Origin of the sequence: Streptomyces sp. SID13726, assembly GCF_010548375.1 — a bacterium.
GTDB lineage: Bacteria > Actinomycetota > Actinomycetes > Streptomycetales > Streptomycetaceae > Streptomyces.
On sequence record NZ_JAAGLY010000001.1, the window covers coordinates 771,067 to 788,314 of the forward strand.

The window sequence follows — 17,248 nt, forward strand, 5'->3', positions numbered from 1 at the left end:
CCGGGACGAGAGGAATCGCCGTGACCGCCACAGAGGCCGCGGCCGAGGAGCTGATCCGCATCGGCGAGGTGGCACGGGGCGCCGACGTCTCGGTACGCGCGGTGCGCCACTTCGAGCAGCAGGGACTGCTCACCGCGGAGCGCAGCCCGTGATGAGGCCGGCGTCGTCGAGCCGGTGCGGCACGGCTTCGTGCAGGCGGCCCCAGGGCTGACCAGGACGTAGATGATGGCTGCGGACAGCGCCTCATCAGGTGTCCGGCGTTCCGCCGCCCCGCGGGCGCACCGTCGCTGGTGGGATCAGCGGCTTCGCGATCTCCCACAGCCCATCCGGAACAGTCCAACTCCACGACGGCCCGCCCCAGTTGCATCCCTATGGCACAATGCGCCGCCATGAATCATCGAGAACGATTCCACAGTGCGGCCGTCGAGCAGGGCATCCCGGAGGACGAGGTCAGGAGGTTCGCCGGATTCCTGCGGTTCGCGATCGGGACGAGCCCCGGCTACGACGGTGTGCCCGTCGGGCAGATGGGCGGACTGGCCCGGCTGCCCGAGGGGATGCCGTGGCCGGCCTGCGACTCGATGCCGCTGCCGTTCATCGCCTCCTTCGACTGTGCGGCTCTTCCCCGGGTCGACGACCTGCCGCTGCCGGCCGACGGCTCGTTACTTTTCTTCCTGCACCACGACCGGGCGTACGACGAGCGCGAGGAGTTCGACAAAGACGATGAGATGGCGTACGCGCGGGTCGTGACGTGCCGGCCGGCAGCCCGATGGTGACCGCCCCGAAACCCGTTCACCCCGATGAGGTCTTCTACAACACGACGCTGCCCTTCATCGGCGAGGAGCATCAACTCGCCGCCGCGGTGATGGCGGAGTTGCCGAGCTGGCTCGAGGACGACGAGATGGGTACGCCGAGCACGCCCATATCGGACGACGACCACTTGGGCCTCCGGTTGCCGCACAAAGCGCAGCTCCGCGATCTCGCCAGGAAGCTGTGGCCGCAGAACTGGCCCTCTTTCCAACTCGGCGGATACACCAGGGGCATCGGCGCACTGGCCACCGATCACATGTGGCACACCCCGGAGGTCGAGATGGCCGAGCGGAACCTCGACGCGCGGAGGCAGGCCGGGGAACCGGTCATCGGACGGGGTGAGAAGGACGGGCATCTCGAACGGGAAACTCTGCGGGTCATGCGGGAGTGGGTGACACTGGCCCAGTTCGTGCCGGAGGAGGTCTATCGGGCGCGGTTCCTGATCCGCCGCGACGATCTCGCCGCCGGGCGGTTCGACCAGGCGCTGTCCCTCACCGCGTTCACCGAATAGGCCACGCTGCCGACGTACGTCTCGGACGTGCGCCAGCCAGTGCTCTCGCCGCCGCCTCGAATCCTGGCTGAAGAACCGTGGCGTCATGTGAGAAGAGGTTGGCTCGATGCGGGTTCGGACCTTGTAACGCTGCACGTCGTTCCCGGTCGACCAGGTGAACCGGCGAGTAACCGTCATCCTGCGGTATAGCCTGCTGTACCACTTCTCTGGGTGTGGGCGGCAACGACCGCAGGGGCATGTGGCCGATGTACTTTCCCCAGCGCATCAGCCACCCCTTGAAGGAACACCGTGGTGAACTCCGAAGTACCCGTCACCGTGCCTGGTCCAGCCGATGAACTGACCATTCAGGAAGTGATGTAAGCAGTGAGCAGGGCTGGCCAGCAAGGAAGTGAACCGCCCGGTGCATGCACGTTTGACTCCCCCAACCCGAACGCGGCATCACAGGGATTCGAGAATTTCCGGCGTGAATGGGAGTCCAAGTTCGGCGGCACCTTTCGGTTGCCGCACTTCAGTCAGGGCACGGTGAGTAACTTTCGGGTCGTGAGTCGGGGTGTCAAACTGGACGACGTAGTAATAGTCGACGTTCACGGCTTCACACGAACCGAGGGTACTCCGCAGGGAATCGAGAATCAGGTTCGGATGTATGTTGTCCGGCGCGGGACATACGGTTTGCGTAGCTCGTGCGGCCGAAAAGGGAGTGCCGTGTCGTCCGGACGGTTCCATCTTCAGCACTTTGGGTCACCGCCTCGATTTGAGACGGCACCTCGCACTACCGTGAAGATAGTCCTTCTCCCTGCCTCCATGTTCAAGCCGCTGCTGCGGAACAAGATCATAGTCGGGTCCATGGATACGGCCGAGATGCGCATACTGCTGGCTCACTCGGAAATGATTCGCGCGAACATTGCCAATCTTGGTCCATTTGGTGTTCAAGCTGCTAAAAATACGCTGACGGAGTTGGCCAGGGCGGTCGTGCTGGGTCGGCTTGACGATACGGAAACCCGGTTTGCTCCCGCGCTCGCCGAAGCTGCAAAAAATCTTGCAAACAGACTGCTTAACGATCCTGAACTCTCTGTGGCGATGTTGGCTCGTGAACTCAATGTGTCTGTCAGGACTCTGCAACGGTCATTTGCGTCATCGGGAGATTCAATTAGCTCCTACATTCGCAACCGGCGGCTGGAAGGGGCGAGGCTTGAACTCGCCAAACCGCACGCTCAACTGAGTATTTCTGAGATCGCCGCACGTTGGCAATTCGCGGACAGCAGCCACTTCATTCGTTCTTTCAGGAAGCGCTACAGTCAAACCCCGAGTGAGTATGCAAGGTCTAACAATTTTCCGATCGGTCAAGGAGGTGAAATTCGGCCGGAAGGGTGAGTTGAACGGCGACGGCTGCTCAAAAGGCGCCAATGTGCGGTAACCGGTCTTCCATGGATTGATGACGATCTCGTTTTCGTCCCCATGGAAGTGGTCACAGCTGACCGGTGCGCGCGATCAATCGGTCGGCGAAGTCCAGGGTCTGGTCGAGGGTGGGAAACGCGGCGAATGCGTCCACGAACGCCTCGCCCACACCGGACTCGGCGTGGCGTCTGAGCTTGGCGGCGAGCGAGTCAACGGATGTGTTCGGGTCGAGGTTGATTCGCATGGCTGTCTTCAGCATGTCGGGATCGCGGCCCGCGTCTTCGGCCGTGCGGCGCGCTATCGACCACCAAGCATCGATCACGTCGTCCGGCAGCCCCTCGAACGCCAGCCAGCCGACGCCACTGCGGCCGACCCGGCGCATCGCGGCAGCGCTGGCACCACCGATCCAGATGGGCGGCCCGCCGGCCTGTACCGGGCGCAAATCGGCGTGGGTCGGCGGCAGAGTGAAGAAGGGACTGTCCCAGGCCACCGGATTGGTCGTCCACCACGCCTGCAGGAATGCCAGCATGTCGTCGAGAATCTTGCCGCGCTGATGCCAATCCGCGCTGCGGGCGATATCGTGCTCGTCCTTCATCCACCCCAGCCCTACGCCGACTTCGAGGCGACCTTCACTGAGCACATCGAGCGTAGTGAGAAGCCGGGCGAGGTGCGGTGGCTCGTAGTAGAACGTGTTGAGCGTGCTGGCGTTGAGCCGCACCCGCCTGGTCGCTGTCGCGGCCACGGTCCAGAGCAACAGAGGATCGAGGGAGCGGGTCATCTCCGGGGGGAACGGCTGCTGTTTGCCGGGGTAAGGCGTGTGCGGTGCGACCGGAGTGACCAGCCGATCGGCCACCCACAGCGAGTCATAACCGAGGTCTTCGATCCCACGGCAGAAGGCGCTCAGGCCGTGCGCGCTGCCGACGGCGGGTCCGACGGCGGGGATTCCGAAACCAAGCTTCAAAGTGATCCTCCGGGAACGAGAATGAGCGATCGCTCTTCAGGGCGGGGTGGCCATCGCGCAACTCTGCGAGTGGCGATGCTCGTTGGAACGAGAGATGACGCGATGGCCTGTCCCGGCGTCCGAGGTCGGGGCCAGTGAGCCCGCCGCGCGGAGTCGGCGGACCAGCAGCCCCGGCCCGGTGCGGAAGTCGGGTACTTGTGCTGATCGGCGGCCGATGACCATGGCGCAGGTCATCGGGCAGGTCCGGCTCCGGCGGGATGCCGGGTTCGGCTGCGCGCACGACCGGTCCCGCCTACGGTCCGTCAGCAGGTCGGCGCCGTGAGAACGGGGGAGGGCGCGGGCGACCGTCATCTGCCGGGGCGAACCACCGGGTCGCTCCCCTCCCCGCACCTCAACTCGCATGCCACGCAGTGAAGTCGCGGCGTGAATCGGGGTACGGCATCGAGGGAGCGACCCGGCAATCGAGCCGTTGGCCGGGTCAGACGGCGACGAGTTCCAGGCCGAAGTAGCCGTTGCCCACGGGGTACGTCTTCGACCGGCGCCATCCCGAGGCCTCGAACAGGGCGTCGAACTCGGCCAGGTCGCGTTCCATGCCGTTCGTCGTGGTGAGCATGGCCATGTCCGACAGGGCGGCCAGGTCGGGCGTGCCGATCTCGCCGACGACCATCTCGACGACCAGCGCGCGTCCTCCCTCGTGCACGGCGGACCGGCAGTTGCGCAGAATGGTCGTGCACTGGTCGTCGTCCCAGTCGTGCAGGATCGTCTTCACCAGGTAGAGGTCGGCCGGGGGAACCTCCACGAAGAAGTCGCCGCCCACCGCGGAGAAACGGCCGGACAGGCCGCGCTTGTCGGCCTCGCCACGGGCGGCCTCTACGACGTGCGGCAGGTCGAGGACCTGCCCGCTCAGCGCGGGGTCGGCCTCCAGCAGCGCCAGCACGAAGTCACCGTTCGAACCACCGACGTCGACGACGGTGGACACACCGGCGGTGGACACGGCGGCCACGGCGCCCTGCGTCACCAGGCCCGACAAGTCTCCCATCGCCTGGGCGAAGAGGGCCGCCTCCTCGGCGTTCTCCGGCTTCGCGTAGTACTCGAAGATCCCCATCCCCAGCGCCTTCTCGGTCTGGGTCCTGCCTTCCCGCACGGCCTCGGAGAAGGTCGCCCAGGACTGCCAGAGTGCCTGGCCGGTCTGGGCCAGCACCAGGGAGCGCATGGAGCCGGGGGTCCCGGAACGCAGCAGGCAGCCCCGGCCGGTGAGCCCGAAACGACCGTCCCCCTCGTAGCTCAGCAGGCCGATCGAGGAGCCCGCGCGCATCAGACGGTAGGTGGCCTGCGGATGACTGCCCTCGCGTTCGGCCACCTCCTCGGCCGTCATCGCTCCGTCGGAGAGGTGGTCGGCGATGTGCAGCGCCGCTATGCCCCTCAGCACCTGGGCGCGGACGAGGCCGATCAGCAGGTCGAAGACAGCGCCGGCATCGGCAGCCGGGTCGCTCGACGAAACGTCGGTGCCGAAATTGGTGTCAGACATGACAGCTAGAACCCTTCAGTACTCACCATGAGGCGGAAGCATGCAAGCAAGCGCGCTGTCTCTGTCTCCGCGCGCTGCGACAACGATGTCCGCGTTGCTCACCGTAGGGAGACCGCAGCGGCGTGCGCTTGTACGACAGCGTCACGCTGATGGAACGTCGGTGCCGCGCGATGCGGGACGTGGCGGATTGCCGTGGTGGAATCAGGCCGCGAGGGTGCGGCGGACGCAGGCAGGCGAGGCGAGGTGTCGAGATGAACGCTACGGAACACACCGAACCTCGACCGGGTGGACCGGCACCGAGAAGGAAGTTCTTCGTCGATACGACGGCCCCGACTACCCCAACTACCCCGACCACCGCGACTGCACCGATTGCCGTGCGGAACGGCTTCGACGTCTTCCGGCGTGCGTGGGAGTCGCAGATCGGCGAGGCGCTTCCGCTGCCGCCCTGGGAGCCGGTCGGATCGGGTGAGTTCCGGGTCCGGGTCCGTGCGTTCACGGTGCACGACACGGTGATCTCGGGCGTCTACGGCGAGTTGATGGCCGGCGGCACCCGGGGCGCCTCCCACCACCTGGAGGACCGGGTCCTGGTGCATGTGATGGGACGCGGTGAGTGGCGCTTCGTCTCTCCACGCAGCCGGGGCGAGACCGCCGTACCGGCCGGGCAGTTCATCGTGCGCCACAACGGCCCTCCGGCCCGCTTCGAGGTGGCACCGCATTCGACCGCGAAGGTACTGATCCTGCCGGCCACGCCGCTCAGTCCGCTGATCCGCGACCGGGCGACCGTCGGACCGGCCGACTCGCCCGAGCTACGACTGCTCATGGCCTACATCGAGATAGTCGAGGCGACGCTCGACGACCTGACCCCCGCCGGTGCACGAGCCGCCCGCAACTCCCTGCTCGAACTGGCCAAAGGGGTGCTCACGCAGACCTTCGACGACACCGAACCCCTGCTGGCCCCCGCGTTGGCCCAGGCGGCCAGGGACATCGCGGACAGCCGCCTCACCGACCCCGACCTCTCGCCTGTGGCTCTGGCCCGCGAACTCAACGTCTCCGTACGGACGTTGCACCGGGCCTTCGCCGAGACCGACGACTCGGTGGCCGCGTACATCCGCCGCAGACGCCTGGAGCAGTCCCGCCTCGAACTGACGGCGCCGGGCCGCCGCCCGAACGTCTCGGAAATAGCCGCACACTGGCAGTTCGCCGACAGCAGCCACTTCGTCCGTGCCTTCAAGAAGGAGTACGGCCAGACGCCCGCCGAATACGCCCGCGGACCGGCTTCGACAAGCTGACCGCGAAGTTCGGCACCGTGCGATCGGAGCCCTGTTCCTGACGGTCGCCCTGGGCTCCGGCTGCAAGGTTGCCCACCTGCCCGGACTCTCGATGCGGCGAATCGCCGGTCTCTACCCGGGCGAGGCGAGGACCGACGCGAAGGACACCGAGCTGACCGTGCCGATCGGCTTCGACCAGGACCTCACGGCCGAGGCCCCCGGCCCCTCCAACCGGATCCGCGGGCTGCTCACCCAGTTCCCCCCAGTCTCCTCCGGACGGCCGAAAGGCACGGCGTCCCCGGGCCGGTCGCGCAGGAGATGCTCACCGGATCCCGGCCGTGCCTCCACCTGGTCCCCTTCCAGGGACTGACCCTCGCCCCGCGGGAAGAGGCCCGTCCCGCCGCGCGCACGGGCGGCCTCCCCGCCCTGCCTGACGGATCGTCAGAAAGGGGTGGTGCGAGCAGCGCGGAAGGAAGGGAGAGGGGCCCGGTTGTGGTGCGTGGAGCCGTCTCGAAGTGAAACGGTTGCCCGACGTGTCGGAAGGGGAACTGCCGGGAATGCCCCACGCGAGCCGTCAGCCACGGCCTCCGCATGTCTCACACGGTCTGATCACCCCGTGCGTTCTGGTCCTGTTCACGCCGATCTGGTCGCACGGACTGACGGAGGAGGAGCCGCGGGTCGAGGCCGGGGTGCGGGGGTTGAGTGAGGGGACGTTCGCTGCGGTGGGGGAGCTGCCGGGCGTCGATGCGTGGCAGTTTGACTGTTGTCTCGGTCGTTGAGGGGGGCGGTGCGCTCGTGTCCCATTCTGGGGAGGGCGGCATGACCGTACCTGGCTCTGTGAAGGGTGACGGTGCGTAGCCCGCGGCCGGGTTCACCGTTGACGGCTGCTGCCGCAAGCCCGCGAACGGATTGCGCCAGAAGCGGGCACGCGGGGTTCGCCAGTTGTAGCGCAGGGCCAGGAGCCGTAGCCCGAAGGCGAACAGTGAGGTGCCGAGGGCGGTGGCGACGTTCAGCCATCCGATGTAGTGCAGCAGAGCGGCCGAGGTGGCTCCTGCGAGGGCGGGCAGTGCGTACAGATCGCGGTTCCAGCGGAGTAACGTCGGCTGTTCGAGGGCGAGGAGCTGGGCGAGCACGCCGCCGCCGACGGCGCTGGAGATGCCGAGCGTGACCGCGGCGGGGATGTTGAGACCGTGGGAGAGTGCCTTGATGGTGCCGGTGACGCTGAAGAGCCCGAGCGCCGCCGCGTCGGAGACGTCGAACAGCCTGCTCTGACCCGCTTTGTCGTCGTGGCGCAGCCGGTGTCCGAAGTACACGATCGCTGCTGCGGCGCAGGGCGTGAAGAAGTAGCCGAGATCGGTGAAGGCGACGGGGGCGACCCTGAGGACCAGGTCGCGGAAGAGGCCGCCGCCGAGGCCCGCAGCCTCGCTGAGGATGACCGTCCCGAAGATGTCGTAGTCCTTGCGTACCGCGAGGAACGCCCCCGACAGCGCGAAGGCGAAGATGCCCAAGAGATCCATCATGTACTGGACGGCATCGCTCAGTTCCGCTATCGGCATCGGTCAGGGCCTCTCTGAATGCTGGTGAGAATGTGTCGCGACGCTTCCGGGGCCTGTCGGGTGCCGTGAAATGCCGTGCGCAACGGCATTGGTGTCGCCGAACATCGCCGCAGTGTAGCCATACGTTTTCGGACCTGTCCTGTGCGAGGTGGTGCTGAAGTGGCAATTCAACTGGAGCCACTGCTCCGGGACTTCCTGGTGGCGCGCATGTTCCACACGGATGACGCTGTGGTTCAAGCGTGTGCTTCACCCCCTGTCTAGGCTGCGAGGGGTACGCACGGGGTATCTCGGCGGCCGTTATGGGCAATGCCAAGCGGCAAGCGAACAAAAGGAATTCACATCACGAAAGAACTCGCTCATCGCGCGATTGTGGGTGGGATGAGAATTCGCAGTGCCGAGTTCCGGAGACTGTGGGCTCGGCACGACGTGGGCCGGGGGTCTCTGTCGTGAGCCGCACGCATATCGTCTGCCGTACGCGGTGCGGCCGTTGTCGCCGGGCGGCGAAGCTCGCGGTGGTCGCCGCACTTCCTGCCCTGCTGTTGTCCACGCTGACGGCCCCCGCCGCCCCCGCCGCCGAGGGCGACCCGGTGAGCCTGCTGTCCCGGTCGTGGCAGTTGTCCCGGGGTGCCGGCGTGACCGTGGGCGTGGCGGACACCGGGGTCGGCGGCTCGGCACCCGCACTCGACGGCGATGCGCAGGGAGGCGGTCTGTCGAACGAGCGCCGGTAGTTCCGCGAGGGGATCAGGCTCAGGGTGGCCGAGCAGTTCGCACGAGGGGAGCCGAGTGCAGCGATCGCGACACCACCGGCGCCGGCCGGCTTGCCGCCGGCCAGGACCGTATGCTCCCGCGCCGCTGGTGCCATCGCGCCGTCCCAGAGACTCCCCGGAGCCGATTCCGGCCCGACCCGTGCCCGGTGCGAGAGCAAAGGCCGCACAGGAGCCGAGCTCGGCAAGAGGGGCTCAGAGCCAGTCCCGTCGCTTGAAAATGACGTACAGACTGACGCAAACCAGCCCCATCAGGCCGATCGCAAAGGGGTATCCGAAGCTCCAGCCCAGCTCGGGCATGTTCTCGAAGTTCATTCCGTAGATCGTCCCGACCAGCGTCGGCGCGAACAGAATCGCCGCCCACGACGAGATCTTCTTGATCTCCTCGTTCTGTTCGAACCCCGCCTCCGCCAACGCCCGCATCTCCGCGTTCTGTTGCTGCGTGACCAGGGTCGCGTTGACCGTGAGGATGTCGGTGAGGGCCTGGCGGAAGCCGTCGACTCGTTCGCTGGTGTGGGTGACGTGGTCGGCGACGTCTCTGAGGTAGCGCTGGAGTTCCTCGTCCGTGCCGTACTTGGCGAAGCCGGCCATCAAGGCGTGCAGCATGCCGACCAAGGGGCGCGTGGCGCGCTGGAACTCGACCATCTCGCGGGAGAGTTCGTAGATGCGGCGGGAGACTTCCGGGTCGCCGCGGAAGACCTCCGTCTCGATCTCGTCGATGTCGTTCTGGACGCCGGAGACGACCGGCGCGTAGCCGTCGACCACCGCGTCCAGGATGGCGTAGAGGACCGCCTCGGGGCCCAGGCTCAGCAGTTCCGGGGTCTTCTCCATGCGGTCGCGGACCGCCGACAGGTCAGGGGCCGCCCCGTGTCTGACCGTGATGACGAAGTCCGGGCCCACGAACACGTGCAGCTCGCCGAAGTCGACCTCCTCCGGGGCGTCGAGATAGCGGGCCGCCCGCAGGACCACGAAGAGCGTGTCGCCGTAGCGCTCCAGTTTCGGGCGCTGGTGGGCCTCCATCGCGTCCTCGACGGACAGCGGATGCAGGTCGAACTCCGCGGCCAGGGAGAGGAGTTCGCTCTCCGTGGGCCGGGCGAGACCGATCCACGCCATGCCCGAGGGCTGGTCGCGCAGCTCTCGGAAGGTGTCGGCGAGCGTGGCGGGGGAGGAGACGCGGACGCCGTCGCGGTAGAGGGCCGCCTGGACGATGCTCGGCGGCTCGGCCGTCTCCGGGGCGGTCGGCTCGGCAGCGGGCGCCGGGGTCGCCGGCGGAGCGGAGGGCGGGGGCAGGGCGCGGCGCCGGACGAACCTCCTGAAGCCCTTGGCGGCGGGGTTCTGCGCGGCGGGACGGGCGCGTCGCTCGGACATCGTGGCTGCCTCTCGCTCTCGGGTCGAGCCGATGTCGGCGTGATCACGGAGCAGGGTATACGGGGCAAATGACATCGTGGGGCGATCTCCCACCGCACTTCGGTGAGAGTTGCGGACCGAACCTGTCCGCAAGCGCCGCTAGCGTGCCTCTCATGACGAAGACGACCGCGACGGCCCCCGTGCTCGGCATCCGCGCCCTCAACCGCGCGACCCTCGACCGCCAGCTGCTCCTGCGCCGGTCGGACCTCTCCGCGAAGGACGCCGTCGGACATCTCCTCGGCCTCCAGGCGCAGAACGTCAAGCCGCCGTACTACGCCCTCGCCGCCCGCCTCGACGGCTTCGCCCCCGAGGACCTGTCCACGCTGATGGCCGACCGCGAGGTCGTCCGGATCGTCACCATGCGCTCCACCATCCACACCCACACCGCCGAGGACTGCCTCACCCTGCGCCCCCTCGTGCAGCCCGCCCGCGACCGCGAACTCGTCAACTTCCGCAAGGGACTCGAAGGCGTCGACCTCGACCGCCTCGCCGCCCTCGCCCGCGAGCTCGTGGAGACCGAGCCGCGGACCATGAAGCAGCTGCGCGAGGACCTCCTCGTCGAGTGGCCGGACGCCGACCCGCAGTCCCTCGCCATCGCCGCCCGCTGCAAACTCCCGCTCGTCCAGGTCACCCCGCGCGGACTGTGGGGCAAGAGCGGCCAGGTCGCGCTGACCACCGCCGAGCACTGGCTGGGCCGCCGTCCCGCCGAGTCCGCCCCCGCCCCCGACGCCACCGTCCTGCGCTACCTCGCCGCCTTCGGGCCCGCCTCCGTGAAGGACATGCAGACCTGGGCCGGACTCACCCGCCTCCGCGACGCCTTCGAACGGCTCCGCCCCCGGCTGCGCACCTTCCGCGACGAGAACGGCGTCGAGCTCCACGACCTCCCCGACGCACCCCGCCCCGCCGAGGACACCCCGGCCCCGCCGCGCTTCCTGCCGGAGTTCGACAACCTGCTGCTCTCCCACGCCGACCGCACCCGCGTGGTGCCGCCGCAGTACTGGGGCCGCAGCTGGCAGGGCAACCAGGCCCACTGCACGCTCCTCGTCGACGGCTTCCTCGCGGGCATCTGGAAGCTCACCGCGGACGCGCTCGTCGTGGAGCCCTTCGGCCGGCTCACCAAGGCCCAGCGCCAGGACGTCACCGCCGAGGGGGAGCGGATGCTGGCCACGCTGCACCCGGGGACGCCGTACGACATCCGGTTCGGGACCGTCGTAGAGAAGTGACGGCCCACGACCGTAGAAAAGTAACGGCCTACGACCGTAGAGAAGTGATGGCCTACGACCGTAGAGAAGTGATGGCCTACGACCGTAGAGAAGTGACGGCCCACGACCGTAGAAAAGTGACGGCCCACGACCGTGGAAAAGCGGGGGCCCAAAGATCCCCTGTCAGTCCGCCCGCCCCGTCACCGCCACCGTCAGCCCCAGTCCGATCATCGTGAAGCCGCCCGCCCCGCCGATCAGGGAGAGGCGGCGGTCGGAGCGGGCGAACCAGGTGCGGGCCGCCGACGCGGTCAGGCCCCACAGGGTGTCCGTGATCAGGGCGATCGTGATCGGCACCAGGCCGAGCAGCAGCATCTGGGCCGGGACGCTGCCCGCCGAGTGGTCCACGAACTGGGGGAGCACGGCGGCGAAGAAGACGACGCTCTTGGGGTTGGTCACGCCGATCAGGGTGCCGTCGAGGACGGTCCGCAGGTCGCCCCGTGCCGGTCCGGCCGACCCGGAGGTGATCGCCGAGGACTTCAGCTCCTTGCGGTGGCGGAAGGCCTGGACGCCGAGGAAGACCAGGTACGCGGCGCCCGCCAGTTTCACCGCCAGGTAGACGGCCACCGACTGCTCCACCAGCGAACCGATCCCGACCGCGACCGCCACGACCAGCAGATACGAGCCGAAGACGTTGCCGACCGCCGTCGCCACCGCGGTCCTGCGGCCGTGGGCGAGGGCGCGGCCGATGACGAACAGCACGCTGGGCCCGGGGATCACGATCACCAGCAACGACATCGCCGCGAAGGCGAGAACACGGTCCGTGGACACCATGGCGGTCATTCAAGCAGGCGTCCGCCGTCCGCCTCTAGTGCGCGGCCGTCCGTCTCCAGGGCCCCGGCACATGGACAGAGGGCGTTGCGGGCCGCTCGTGGTGGCCCGCAACGCCCCCTTGCTTCTCACCCGAGCATCTGTCGGATGCTCAGGAGGACTTCTGGGGAGCTATGAGTTGACCTGCGTGGTCACGAGGCTGGAGAAGGTGGTCAGCCGGGTGTAGACACCCGGGTAACCGGCCTGCGCGCACCCCTCTCCCCAGGAAGTGATCCCTGCCAGGACGCCCCCGATGAGCAGGGGACCGCCGCTGTCGCCCTGGCAGGTGTCTGTGCCGCCGGAGGTGTATCCGGCGCAAACCATGTCGCTCGCGACGAAGTCGGAGCCGTAGGAGCTTGCGCAGCTCGAGTTGGAGACGGTCGGGACCGTCGCGGTCCGCAGCTGGTTGGAGGAGCTGCCGTTCTCCGAGGTGGTGCCCCAGCCGACGATGCGGGCGGTGGTGCCGGCCGCGTACACACCGGTCTGGGACGAGGAGACGTACGACGCCGTGGTGTACGGCATCGACGTCGACAGGGTCAGGACGGCCACGTCGTCGCCGTTGGTGGCGTCGGTGTAGCTCGGGTGGATCCAGATCTTGCTGACCCGGGCGACCGTGCCGTTGGTGCCGTTCAGGTAGGTGCGGCCGCCGACGACTCTGACACTGCTGGTGGTCTCGCCGACCATGCAGTGGGCCGCGGTGACGACCTTGGTGGCGGAGACCAGGGTGCCGCCGCAGAACTGGTTCTGCGAGGCGTCCGTGATCTGCATCATGAACGGGTACGACGTCGTGGTCGTCGTCGTACCGCCGACGATGGGCTGGGGGGCGGCGACAGCGGTGGGGGCGCTGAGCAACGCGGTGGCGGCGGCAGCGGCGGTCGCCAGGGCGACGGCGCCGGCCTTCTTCGCACGGGTGAGCCCGAACATCAGTGAGTCTCCTCAGGGTTGCCGGTGGGGGGTCGCGCGGGTGTGGGGGGTGGTACACGGGGGTCGCGGGACCGACCCCCGTATGCCCGGGCGAGCGGCACGTTCATAAGCTAGAACGCGGAAGTTCCCCTTCCCAATGAGGGAACCCCCTAAGGGAGTTGGGCAGGGAAAACCCTCGGTCGGCCCTGGGCTGCCCCGGCGTGTCCCGCGTTTCGGCTACGGCCGCCGTCCCGCCGCCAGCCGGACGATGTCCACCCGGGAGCGGATCCCGAGCTTGCGGTAGACCCGGGTGAGGGTCGCCTCGACGGTCTTGACGCTGATGAACAGCCGCGCGGCTATCTCCCGGTTGGTGGCGCCCTCCATGACGAGCGCGGCCACCTGACGCTCCATCGAGGCGAGCCCTTCGAGACCGTCGAGCCCGTCCGGCGCGGCGACCGGCACGACCGCGGGCTCCGGGACCGGCGCCATCGCGGCCGCCTCCACCTGACGCAGCCAGGGCAGCGCCCGGCAGCGCCGGAAGAGCCGAGCCGCCTCGTCGTACGACGTCGGAGCGGGCCGCCGGGTGCGCAGCTGGGCCAGGGCGAAGGCGGCCCGGGCCTCCTCCAGGCCGTGGCCCAGCTTGGCGAGACGATCCTGCACGGAGGTCAACTGGGCGAGCGCGGCCTCGTGTTCCCCCCGCGCCGCCCGCACCAGGGCCTCGGCCCGGTCCAGTACGGCGAGCACGCTCTCCCGGCCCAGCCGGAGCGCGTTGCGGCGGGTCACGTCGATGACGTCCTGCGCCTCCCCGACCTCCCCGATCCGTACCAGCGCCTCGGCCAGGTCGCCCTGCCAGCGCCCACGCGCCGGGTCGGTGATGCCGAGCCCGTCCTCCAGCTCGCGTACCCGGCGCAGCGAACGGACCGTGCCGTGCGCGTCCCCGGCCACGAACTGGGCGTATCCGAGGGCGGTCAGGCCCCGGGACTCGTACATCTGGTCGCCGTTCTCCTCGGCGTGGCCGACCGCGTCCCGGGCCAGTTCCAGGGCCCGCTCGACATTGCCGCCGGAAGCCTCCGCGAGGGAGGTGAGCACGGCCGAGGCGACCTCGCCGATCCCGGTGTCGCGGGCCATCGACAGGGCCTCCCGGGACAGGTCGAGGGCCCGTCCGCAGTGCCCGGAGCGCAGCTCGGTCTCGGCGACCCCGCGCAGGAAGTGCACCTCGCTCTCGACCGACCCGCGCCGCCGCACCTCGCGCAGCAGCGCGGTGACCGTGGCGCGGGCCTCGGGCAGCTGGTCGCTCATGATCAGCCAGCGGAACCGGGAGTACCCGGCGCCGTTGTGATGGCAGGCCACCCGCGGGTCCTGAGGCTCCTTCAGGGCCCGCTTGATGGTCGCGGGGGCGTCCGGGTGGCCCATGAGGGTCTCCAGCTGGGCCTGGAAGGAGAGCGCCATCAGTTCGTTGTAGCGGTCGCCGGCCCGCGCGGCGAGCGCCGCCGAATGGGCGGCCTCCTCCCGGGCCCGGTCGAAGTCGCCGTCCACGAGGACGTGCCGCCAGGTCAGCTGATAGTGGATCAGCGAGAGCAGCTTGGGGTCGTCGCCCGCGTCGGCCAGCGCCTGTGGGAAGACCGCGTCGACCTCCGTCATGGCGTGGCCCGCGGTGTCGATCACGATGATCCAGGCCCGCACCCGGTCGGCGGCCACGGTCGCCCGGGTCAGCACGTCCCGGGCGATGTCCCGGGCGAGGTCCAGCTCACCGGCGGTGATCGCGTCCTCGGCCGCCTGGAGCCGCCGTACGTCCGGGCCCTGCGCGCTGTCGGCGGGGGTGTGCCGGGCCGACAGCAGTCCGAGGGAGGCGGCCACCGAGGGGGCGCCGCGGTCCCGGGCCAGGGCGGCTGCCTCGGCGAGCCGGGCGGCGACCACGGGGTCGGTGCCGGTGGTCGCGAGGGCCAGATGGCGGGCCCGTTCGATGGGGTCGGAGGCGGCCGTGGACAGCGCCTGATGCGCGTCCCGCCGCTCCTGCGCGGGGGCCTCCGCGTACAGGGCGGCCGAGATCAGCGGATGCGCGAAGCGTACGGCGGGCCCCTCGGCCTCCGTCGCCAGCAGACCCAGCGCCGCCGCCTGGGCCATCTCGGCCTCGGCGTCCGGACGGCCGGCCGCGTGCAGCAGGGCCGGGGTGGGGCGGGCGCCCGCGCTCGCCACCAGGAGGGTGCGGCGGGCCTCGGCCGACAGCATCTGGAGGCGGCTGAGCACCAGGGCCCTGAGCGAGGTCGGCACCGGCAGCGGCTCGCCGGGGCGCGGCGGGGTCGGGTTCTCGCTGAGCGCGCGGCCCAGCTCCAGGGCGTAGAAGGGGTTGCCGCCGCTGGTGCGGTGGATGTCCCGGACGGTGGAGCGCTGGAGGCCGGTGTAGCCGCGGTGGTCGAGCAGGGCGGCCACCTGGGCGCGGGTGAGCGGGTTGAAGCGGACGGCGAGGCTTTCCGGGGGCAACGCGCGTAGATGGCGGTCGTACTCGGGACCGTCGGTCCGGACCGCGCACACCATCCGCACCGGGATGTCGCCGAGCCGGCGGGCGGCGAACCCGAGCAGCTCCAGGCTCGCCGGGTCCAGCCACTGCACGTCGTCGGCGACGACCAGGACCGGGCCCTCGGCGGCCAGGGCGCGCAGAGCCGAGAGCACGGCCAGGCGCAGGGCGAGGCCGTCGCGCTGGAGGGTGGACTCGCCGCGTCCGGTGAGCGCCGACTCCAGCGCGGTGCGCTGGGCCGCGGGCAGCTTGTCGGACACGTCGTCGAGGACCAGGCCGAAGAGGTCGGCGAGGGCCAGGAAGGGAAGGTGGGATTCCGACTCGGTGGCCGAGCAGCGCAGCACGGTCGTGGCCGCTTCGCCGCATTCCGCGGCCAGGGCCCGCAGGACCGTCGACTTTCCTATTCCGGCGGGGCCGTGCAGCAGCACGCTGCCGCCCCGGGCGAGCTGCTCGCGTGCCTCGCCGAACAGCTCGTCGCGACCGATGACCAGGTCAGGGCGGCATCTCGCGGGCTCCTGGAAGTCGCGTGGCACGGTCACCGCTCCCCTCCGTGTGTCGTGTCCTGGCCAATATTAGGCAAGGTGCATTGAAATTCGGAGGGAAGCGGTGGTGAGGGAGATAACAACCGGTTCCGCATGGGGAAATTCAAAGCGACCGTGCATGAATGAGATGTCTGCGGATGTTACGGAAGCAGCCCCGCCCGACGCGCCGCGACCACCGCCTCGCCCCTGGTCCGGGCCCCCAGCCTGCGCATCGCCGACCGCAGGTACGCCTTCACCGTCTCGGGGGCCAGCCCGAGCCGCTCCGCCGCCACGGCGTTCGTCGCCCCGGCCGCCACACAGGCCAGTACGTCCAGCTCGCGTGGTGCCAGGGCGACGCCGTCCGCGGCCGCGGGGTCGGTGGCCAGCAGGGCGCAGGCGTCCAGCAGTTCGGTCCTGAGCGCGGGGTCGGTGATCCGCGGGGCCAGCGCCCGCAGCGCCGCGTGCGCCTCCCGGACCTGCTCCCAGGCGGAGGTGTCGGCGCGGTCCGGCTCGGCCTGCGCCGCCGACAGCACGTCCCGCGCCTCGTCGCCGACGACCAGCGCCTGCTCCACGTCCCGGGCCGCGTCCACCGCCGCCGTCAGCGTGCGGTTGCCGAGCGGCCGGGGGTCGCGCAGGGCGCCGTACAGCACCCCGCGCACCCGCCGCCGTACCACCACCGGCACGGCCAGCACCGAGCGCAGGCCCTCGGCGGCGACCGCGGCGTCGTACTCGTGGCTGATCCGGGTGGAGACGGAGTAGTCCGCGACGGCGCACGGGCGGGCCAGCGCGACCGTCCTGCCGCCGAGGCCGTTGCCGGAGGTGACCGCGAGGGCCAGGAGCGAGGTGGTGGCCGTGCCGCTCAGTTCGCTGATCCGCACCTGCGGCCGGCCGGGCTCCACCAGCCCGCCGAAGGCGACCGGGAGCCCCGTGCCGCGCCGCAGTCGCGCGAGTGCCCGCCGGATCTCCACCGAGCCGGCCGTGTCCACTGACACCTGTTCGTCCCCTTCGCCGCGGCACACACCCCCGTTCGGGGGTAGTGAGAC

Annotated in this window: 13 protein-coding genes and 4 pseudogenes; 8 read left to right on the top strand and 9 right to left on the bottom strand. The window is 69.5% G+C overall.

All coding sequences use genetic code 11. The annotated features are described in order from the left end of the window. Nucleotides 1–20: 20 nt before the first annotated feature. Nucleotides 21–149, top strand: a pseudogene (locus G3I78_RS51685) (MerR family DNA-binding transcriptional regulator); the annotation flags it as partial. Between the two features lies 1 nt (nt 150). On the opposite strand, the pseudogene G3I78_RS51040 reads toward G3I78_RS51685, so the two are convergent. Further along, nucleotides 151–321, bottom strand: a pseudogene (locus tag G3I78_RS51040) (IS5/IS1182 family transposase); the annotation flags it as partial. Between the two features lie 68 nt (nt 322–389). On the opposite strand from G3I78_RS51040, the gene G3I78_RS03200 reads away from it, so the two are divergent. The 3 genes from G3I78_RS03200 to G3I78_RS03210 all read left to right on the top strand — a co-directional run bounded on the left by G3I78_RS03200 (nt 390) and on the right by G3I78_RS03210 (nt 2,689). Next, a complete protein-coding gene (locus G3I78_RS03200; protein ID WP_164421171.1) occupies nt 390–773 on the top strand; it encodes a DUF1963 domain-containing protein in 384 nt (127 codons plus the stop codon). Further along, a complete protein-coding gene (locus G3I78_RS51045; RefSeq protein WP_203614088.1) occupies nt 749–1,318 on the top strand; it encodes a hypothetical protein in 570 nt (189 codons plus the stop codon). The genes G3I78_RS03200 and G3I78_RS51045 overlap by 25 nt, the downstream gene beginning before the upstream one ends. An 843-nt stretch (nt 1,319–2,161) precedes the next feature. Then, on the top strand, nt 2,162–2,689 hold the full coding sequence (locus G3I78_RS03210; RefSeq protein WP_239157581.1) for a helix-turn-helix domain-containing protein: 528 nt from the start codon (nt 2,162–2,164) through the stop codon (nt 2,687–2,689). A gap of 94 nt (nt 2,690–2,783) precedes the next feature. Here G3I78_RS03210 and G3I78_RS03215 read toward each other — a convergent pair whose 3' ends face one another. After that, nucleotides 2,784–3,674, bottom strand: coding sequence for a TIGR03619 family F420-dependent LLM class oxidoreductase (locus G3I78_RS03215; protein WP_164421172.1), 891 nt, complete (start codon nt 3,672–3,674; stop codon nt 2,784–2,786). Between the two features lie 478 nt (nt 3,675–4,152). After that, nucleotides 4,153–5,202 carry a methyltransferase gene (locus G3I78_RS03220; protein WP_164421173.1) on the bottom strand — a complete coding sequence of 350 codons (1,050 nt, stop codon included), beginning with the start codon at nt 5,200–5,202 and terminating at the stop codon, nt 4,153–4,155. Between the two features lie 374 nt (nt 5,203–5,576). Here G3I78_RS03220 and G3I78_RS53085 point away from each other — a divergent pair, with 374 nt between their 5' ends. Beyond that, the gene (locus tag G3I78_RS53085; protein ID WP_343243634.1) at nt 5,577–6,491 is read left to right on the top strand and encodes a helix-turn-helix domain-containing protein; all 915 of its coding nucleotides are present in this window, start codon (nt 5,577–5,579) and stop codon (nt 6,489–6,491) included. 22 nt (nt 6,492–6,513) lie between these two features. Continuing rightward, a pseudogene (locus tag G3I78_RS03230) lies at nt 6,514–6,726 on the top strand (IS110 family transposase); the annotation flags it as partial. Between the two features lie 340 nt (nt 6,727–7,066). On the opposite strand, the gene G3I78_RS03235 reads toward G3I78_RS03230, so the two are convergent. Then, on the bottom strand, nt 7,067–7,990 hold the full coding sequence (locus G3I78_RS03235; RefSeq protein WP_239157582.1) for a trimeric intracellular cation channel family protein: 924 nt from the start codon (nt 7,988–7,990) through the stop codon (nt 7,067–7,069). 572 nt (nt 7,991–8,562) lie between these two features. Between G3I78_RS03235 and G3I78_RS03240 the strand changes: the two are divergent. Continuing rightward, nucleotides 8,563–8,715, top strand: a pseudogene (locus tag G3I78_RS03240) (peptidase); the annotation flags it as partial. A gap of 270 nt (nt 8,716–8,985) precedes the next feature. Here the strand turns inward: G3I78_RS03240 and G3I78_RS03245 are convergent. Beyond that, complete coding sequence (locus G3I78_RS03245) at nt 8,986–10,158, bottom strand: magnesium and cobalt transport protein CorA (RefSeq protein WP_203614090.1); 1,173 nt, start codon at nt 10,156–10,158, stop codon at nt 8,986–8,988. Nucleotides 10,159–10,310: 152 nt separating this feature from the next. Between G3I78_RS03245 and G3I78_RS03250 the strand changes: the two genes are divergently transcribed. Continuing rightward, entirely contained in the window at nt 10,311–11,420 is a 1,110-nt protein-coding gene (locus tag G3I78_RS03250; RefSeq protein ID WP_164421176.1) for a winged helix DNA-binding domain-containing protein, read from the top strand. Nucleotides 11,421–11,582: 162 nt separating this feature from the next. Here G3I78_RS03250 and G3I78_RS03255 read toward each other — a convergent pair whose 3' ends face one another. From G3I78_RS03255 to G3I78_RS03270, 4 genes are all read right to left on the bottom strand, one after another. Then, complete coding sequence (locus tag G3I78_RS03255; RefSeq protein WP_164421362.1) at nt 11,583–12,230, bottom strand: LysE family translocator; 648 nt, start codon at nt 12,228–12,230, stop codon at nt 11,583–11,585. Between the two features lie 168 nt (nt 12,231–12,398). Then, nucleotides 12,399–13,190 carry a serine protease gene (locus G3I78_RS03260; protein ID WP_164421177.1) on the bottom strand — a complete coding sequence of 264 codons (792 nt, stop codon included), beginning with the start codon at nt 13,188–13,190 and terminating at the stop codon, nt 12,399–12,401. 216 nt (nt 13,191–13,406) lie between these two features. Next, nucleotides 13,407–16,223 carry a helix-turn-helix transcriptional regulator gene (locus G3I78_RS03265; RefSeq protein WP_164421178.1) on the bottom strand — a complete coding sequence of 939 codons (2,817 nt, stop codon included), beginning with the start codon at nt 16,221–16,223 and terminating at the stop codon, nt 13,407–13,409. 143 nt (nt 16,224–16,366) lie between these two features. After that, a complete protein-coding gene (locus tag G3I78_RS03270) occupies nt 16,367–17,197 on the bottom strand; it encodes a LuxR C-terminal-related transcriptional regulator (RefSeq protein ID WP_343243635.1) in 831 nt (276 codons plus the stop codon). Between the last annotated feature and the right edge of the window lie 51 nt (nt 17,198–17,248).

What these genes read in the sequence shown, in the direction of transcription:
- G3I78_RS03200 (WP_164421171.1), top strand. Translation starts at nt 390, where the DNA reads ATGAATCATCGAGAACGATTCCACAGTGCGGCCGTCGAGCAGGGCATC.
- G3I78_RS03210 (WP_239157581.1), top strand. Translation starts at nt 2,162, where the DNA reads ATGGATACGGCCGAGATGCGCATACTGCTGGCTCACTCGGAAATGATT.
- G3I78_RS03220 (WP_164421173.1), bottom strand. Translation starts at nt 5,202, where the DNA reads ATGTCTGACACCAATTTCGGCACCGACGTTTCGTCGAGCGACCCGGCT.
- G3I78_RS03235 (WP_239157582.1), bottom strand. Translation starts at nt 7,990, where the DNA reads ATGATGGATCTCTTGGGCATCTTCGCCTTCGCGCTGTCGGGGGCGTTC.
- G3I78_RS03245 (WP_203614090.1), bottom strand. Translation starts at nt 10,158, where the DNA reads ATGTCCGAGCGACGCGCCCGTCCCGCCGCGCAGAACCCCGCCGCCAAG.
- G3I78_RS03250 (WP_164421176.1), top strand. Translation starts at nt 10,311, where the DNA reads ATGACGAAGACGACCGCGACGGCCCCCGTGCTCGGCATCCGCGCCCTC.
- G3I78_RS03255 (WP_164421362.1), bottom strand. Translation starts at nt 12,230, where the DNA reads ATGGTGTCCACGGACCGTGTTCTCGCCTTCGCGGCGATGTCGTTGCTG.
- G3I78_RS03260 (WP_164421177.1), bottom strand. Translation starts at nt 13,190, where the DNA reads ATGTTCGGGCTCACCCGTGCGAAGAAGGCCGGCGCCGTCGCCCTGGCG.